Annotated in this window: 4 protein-coding genes and 3 tRNA genes; 5 read left to right on the top strand and 2 right to left on the bottom strand. The window is 37.2% G+C overall.

Annotated features, from left to right (window positions below):
- Positions 1 to 46 precede the first annotated feature (46 nt).
- The 3 genes from CRO04_RS25340 to CRO04_RS25330 all read left to right on the top strand — a co-directional run bounded on the left by CRO04_RS25340 (position 47) and on the right by CRO04_RS25330 (position 343).
- Positions 47 to 119: transfer RNA gene (locus CRO04_RS25340), tRNA-Asn, on the top strand.
- A gap of 48 nt (positions 120 to 167) precedes the next feature.
- Positions 168 to 239, top strand: a tRNA-Glu gene (locus CRO04_RS25335).
- Positions 240 to 272: 33 nt separating this feature from the next.
- Positions 273 to 343: transfer RNA gene (locus tag CRO04_RS25330), tRNA-Cys, on the top strand.
- 112 nt (positions 344 to 455) lie between these two features.
- Here CRO04_RS25330 and CRO04_RS25325 read toward each other — a convergent pair.
- Positions 456 to 1,577, bottom strand: coding sequence for a tyrosine-type recombinase/integrase (locus CRO04_RS25325; RefSeq protein ID WP_097007016.1), 1,122 nt, complete (start codon positions 1,575 to 1,577; stop codon positions 456 to 458).
- 388 nt (positions 1,578 to 1,965) lie between these two features.
- Between CRO04_RS25325 and CRO04_RS26485 the strand changes: the two genes are divergently transcribed.
- Both CRO04_RS26485 and CRO04_RS25320 read left to right on the top strand, forming a co-directional pair.
- A complete protein-coding gene (locus CRO04_RS26485; RefSeq protein ID WP_166432677.1) occupies positions 1,966 to 2,133 on the top strand; it encodes a hypothetical protein in 168 nt (55 codons plus the stop codon).
- Between the two features lie 140 nt (positions 2,134 to 2,273).
- Positions 2,274 to 3,134 carry a hypothetical protein gene (locus CRO04_RS25320; RefSeq protein ID WP_097007015.1) on the top strand — a complete coding sequence of 287 codons (861 nt, stop codon included), beginning with the start codon at positions 2,274 to 2,276 and terminating at the stop codon, positions 3,132 to 3,134.
- Positions 3,135 to 3,239: 105 nt separating this feature from the next.
- On the opposite strand, the gene CRO04_RS25315 is transcribed toward CRO04_RS25320, so the two are convergent.
- Positions 3,240 to 4,532 (bottom strand): ATP-binding protein, encoded by a 1,293-nt coding sequence (locus tag CRO04_RS25315; RefSeq protein WP_242974659.1) that lies wholly within the window; start codon positions 4,530 to 4,532, stop codon positions 3,240 to 3,242.
- Positions 4,533 to 5,045: the final 513 nt, after the last annotated feature.

The raw sequence follows: 5,045 nt of genomic DNA, 5'->3' as shown, positions 1-5,045 counted from the left end.
TGTGGTTTTGAGGGTATATGCCTCAGATATTGCAGCAATGCAGTAATCCTCGATAGCTCAGTCGGTAGAGCAAACGGCTGTTAACCGTTGGGTCGTAGGTTCAAGTCCTACTCGGGGAGTTCGTGATACTCAGCTAGATAGACTGTGAGGAAACGAAATTTAAGTAAGGCCCCATGGTCAAGCGGTTAAGACATCGCCCTTTCACGGCGGTAACACGAGTTCGAATCTCGTTGGGGTCACTGAATGTAAGTAGTTCAGATTTATAATTTAATGGCGACATAGCCAAGTGGTAAGGCGTGGGTCTGCAACACCCTGATCACCAGTTCAAATCTGGTTGTCGCCTCTCTTATGATAGCCTCAGAAACCTGATAAAATAAGGGTTTCTGGGGTTTTTACTTTGTGTATTTGGTGTTTGCGCTTGTTTGCGTGGGCATTTTTCTTATTTTTGAGGGCTGTTAATCCAGGATAGCCCTCATTTTTGATGCTGTTTCTTCCTGGGAGGTGATGTTCCGGAGGTAGTGGTGAGTCATGTTGAGACTGGTGTGACCCAGGAGCTTTTGGAGCTCGGTATCTTCCATTCCGTTTTTGTACATGATGGAAGCGGTGGAGAAGCGGAGTTTGTGGGAGGAGCGGTATTCAATCCCTAATACCTCACAGCATTTCTTTAAGCGGCGGTTAAAGGTTACTGTTGCCAGAGGTTGGCCGTTGCGGATAAAGATGTATTCGCTGTCTGGATTCAACCTCTGAATTTGTACAAGTATTTCCTTAGCCTTTGGTGTCAATGGCATGTAACGCTTCCCTTCGCCAGCATGGCCTTTTATGTCTTCAATGATTTTATTTTTATCATCTACAAAACGTTGGATATGTAGAAAATTGCCGGAAATATCATCCCATCGTAATCCCTTTAATTCTCCTATGCGTAAAATTAAGTAGAAATCAAGTTTTATTGCCAGTGAGTAAAAATCATCTCCCAAATGATTTATAGTTTGCTGACGTTCTTCTTCGGTATATGGAGTAATTTGGGTATTTTCTGCCTTATAACTGAACTGCTTATAGTTGATATCTCGAAGGCAGTTTCGTTCTATGATATTATTTTCTACTGCAAGATATAGGATTCCATTCATAATACTTTTTAGGTCGTTAAAACGCTTTCTTGTAATCTGCCGACCTTTTGTTATGTTCCGAAAATAGATAATCAGATCCTTTGCTGTCAACTCCTTTAAGGGAATCAAAGTGATATCCTGATCCTTTAGTAAAGAAGTCCACATAAAGCGGTTTTCTTTGATTGTCTTTTTACTTACACTTGTCTCTTTCTCTCTCCACTCCATCCAGGTTTCAAAGTATGTGTCCATGGTGGCAGCATTATCCCCAAAGAAATAATCATATAGCTTATCAATTAATCCTTCGTAGGAGCTGCTACTTATTGATTTTCTGTTGATGATAAAATACATTCGTCCATCATCAGGCCGGGTTTTGATTTTTGATAAATCACAAACTCTTTTTAACTGTTTTTCTTTTGTTTTTATATTCATAATAATTATGGGTGCCGGTGGAATTATCATAGCACTGTACTTCATAATGCGCAATCTGCTTTTTATAAGTTATAATAAAAGTTCGCTGAAAACAGGTAATCACTAAAAATTATTAATTTTACCGTTTTATACAGATTGTCAATTCATCTCTTAGTAGGGGCGATGCAATAATTAGTCAAAATGCGCTTCCTGCTGTGCAGAACTTAAAAGGAAATACTAAGAGTATAAACCCCTTTTCAGAGTAAGTTAGCATAGAGATTAAATGCTATGTTGACAGTGCCAGTTTAGATGTCTTTGTAGCAGAATTGCAAATTAATAAAGCTTTGTCGGAAGATGTCGAACTGTTAATATCGACATTTTTCTTATTTTTGTGCTATACTAACATTAGAATATTTTATCAAAGCATGACCAAAGAATTTAAAGGAGGGCATTTATGACAAACATTAAGTACATTGGAAATGGACCAGATAAAGGTAAAGTTCATATTAAGGAATCAAGTCATAAAACCGGGTGCGGGGCTATTATTGACGATAATCCCGAAGATTGGGTGGAAACAGCAGAAAGTGTTACTTGCGAAAAAAGAGGTTGTGGACATAATTAGTTTTTAATACTGCATAAAAATTAAGAAAATACGCGAATTATCCTCGGTAATTCGTAAGGACAAAAACAGACTGGTAAATTAGTCTGTTTTTGCTTTACTCATAATATATATTAATTTTATTTGATAGTTGGAGGATAATAATGGAAAATTTAATTATATGGATTAAAAAAAATAAGTTTACTTTTGGTTTAGTTGTACTGCTTTTGTTTCTTGTGCCATTAATTTTAGTTCATATTGTTTTTAAATTTAATAGCAATATCGAATGGCTTACTGCTGAGTGGTCTGCTGGTGATGTGCTTTCCTATATTGCCGGATTTGAAGCTTTTATAGGAACTGTTACTTTGGGAGGACTAGCAATTTTGCAAAATCAACAGATACATAAGCAGCACATAGAAAGTCTTGCTCCAGCTATAAGTATGAATTTAATTTCGGTGAATGGCTTTTTATATTTAACTATTGAGAACACAGGGCAAAATGAGGCCAAAGAAATAAATATATCGGTTGATTCCATACAAAACAATGGTGAGAACTATAATTTAATGCTTGATGAATTGTTTTCTACTACTTTTGAATTATACCCGAAAGAAACTGTGCAAGGTTGTGTTGCAATTTCAGGAGCTAATATTACCACCCAAATTTTTCCTCAAATAACAATTGCTGTATCTTATTTATGGCCACAGCTTAATAGACGGGAACAATATAAGAGACAAGTTATTTTCGATTATGGGTATGCAAAAAAACTATCTGCAGATATAAGTATTGATAATGGTAATATGGAATCAGATGTAGACAAGATAGCAAGGGCGGTTGTTCGAGTGGCAAATTATCTTGACGGGTGCCAAGTGGCTAAATTTGATAAATTAGACATTCTTGCTGGGAGGTCCCTTCGAAATGATATGGTAGAGGCACTAAAAACTAAGGAAGAAATTCCTGTATTAAATAGAACTGAGACCATAGATGAAAGTCTTGGTGTATCTGACAATTCAGAGAAATCCGTCTAGGTTTATGGCTTCTTTAATAAATATGTAATGGAAAGTGCATATAACCCCTTAGGATTGGAAGTTGAGTCCATTCCTAAGGGGTTCATTTTTGCGTGATTGGCAAAATCATATACAAAATGCAGCATAGAGCGGAACGGAAAGCATATTTTCCGTTCTGCCAAAGTTCTTTTCAGAAAAGCGTATAGAATAGCTAGGTTTATATTTTTGAATAAATACGCTGAGACTTTTAGAATGAACCTTTGTCCCTTTTTTCACTTCTATGCCAATGACATCGGAATCTTTTTGCAGTACAAAATCAAGTTCAGCGCTGTGTTCACTTGCCCAATAGAAGAGGGCGTGTCCATTAGAAGCTAATGCCTGAGCAACGTAGTTTTCTGTAACAGAGCCCATAAATACATTTGATTCTCCAGTCAGAATCGTTTGTTGAGGTACACCGGATTTCATGACAAGAAGTCCCACATCGCTCATATAGAGTTTAAAGGAGGACAGATCTGAATAGACAGCAATAGGGCTTGTGCCATGATCGATCTTCTGACACTTCAGTACAATGCCGGCCTGTGCCAGCCATTCAATTGATTCACCAAACAGTGCTGCACTGCCGCCGCGCTGAACGACCTTGTACTGAAATTTTTTATTTTCTTTTGCAAGTTGAGCAGGAATGGAATTGAAACAGCCGCGAATTTTAACAGTATCAGCTGTAGTCGCGTATTTTGCCATGTCTGCCACATAGTTATTTGCGATTTCATTTTGTACTGTTGGTACTAGAACCAATTTTCCGGAGTTTGTAAAAGTCTGAACGCAGGCAGGCATTCCTCCGACAATGAGGTAGTACCTGTAAAATTCGATAGCTTTTTGGTGAAGCGCCTCTGGCAGTGGCGTCATCAGCTCATATGCGGAGCGAATTTCCTGTGCCAGCCTTTCTTCACCATTTGCCCAAAGAAATTCTTCAAAATCCAGCGGATAAAGCGTCATGCTTTCTACCTTGCCAACAGGGAAAGAGTAATGTTCCCGATGGATTGCAACTCCAAGCAGGCTTCCTGCCGCAGCAATATGGTATTCTGGAGCCATTTCACAGAAGTATTTTAATGATGTTAGTGCCCGTTCACAAGACTGGATCTCATCAAAAATAATGAGAGTTTTGCCCGGTGTAATGACTTCATTTACGGTTGTTTCCAGAAAACGAATGAGTCGTTCCGGGGAGATATCATCGGAAAAATAAGAGGCAACGGAAAGATTGGTTTCAAGGTTAATGTAGACCGTGTTATAAAACTGTGTTTCACCAAATTCGGTTAGTATATAGGTTTTGCCAACTTGCCTGGCTCCATAAAGGAGCAGGGGCATCCGATTTTTTGTTTTGTTTTTCCATGTAAGGAGTTTTTCTTCGATTTTTCTACGCATAGTATACACCTCTCTATAATAGTATATTACGATTTATTGAATTTTATGTCAAGAAAAATATGTTAATTATATATTATTAACGATTAATAAATAAAAATGGATATGAATGAATTACTTTAAGTCGTGCTATAATAGTGTAATTAATATTGTTCTAATCATGTGCCATTGCAAGGCATCAATTACTTTGTGTTTAACTGTTTTGCGGAAATGTTTGGTGATTTTTGGCTTGTGTAATCTTAATAAGCTCCTTACACAAGCTATGAATCATTTTGAAACTTTTGTAATAGAGTTGCCTATATTCATATAAAAAATAGACAAGGTTATTGTTTAGTGTAAAATAAAACTGTAACGAAATGCAATCCAAAAGTGTAACACTCCCTGCATAAAAAAATCCATTGAACAAAATCGCTATCGCGATGGCTGTTCAAAATTCCTTTTATTCTCCACCCACCTCAAAAATAAATATGGCAGATTTTGAATTTTTCGTGTATTGTTAAGCTACCACACCTAAAC

It is taken from the genome of Lacrimispora amygdalina (assembly GCF_900205965.1).
GTDB classification, from domain to species: domain Bacteria; phylum Bacillota; class Clostridia; order Lachnospirales; family Lachnospiraceae; genus Lacrimispora; species Lacrimispora amygdalina_A.
The sequence above is the reverse complement of the archived record's forward strand: the minus strand, read 5'-3'. Positions and strand labels throughout refer to the sequence as shown.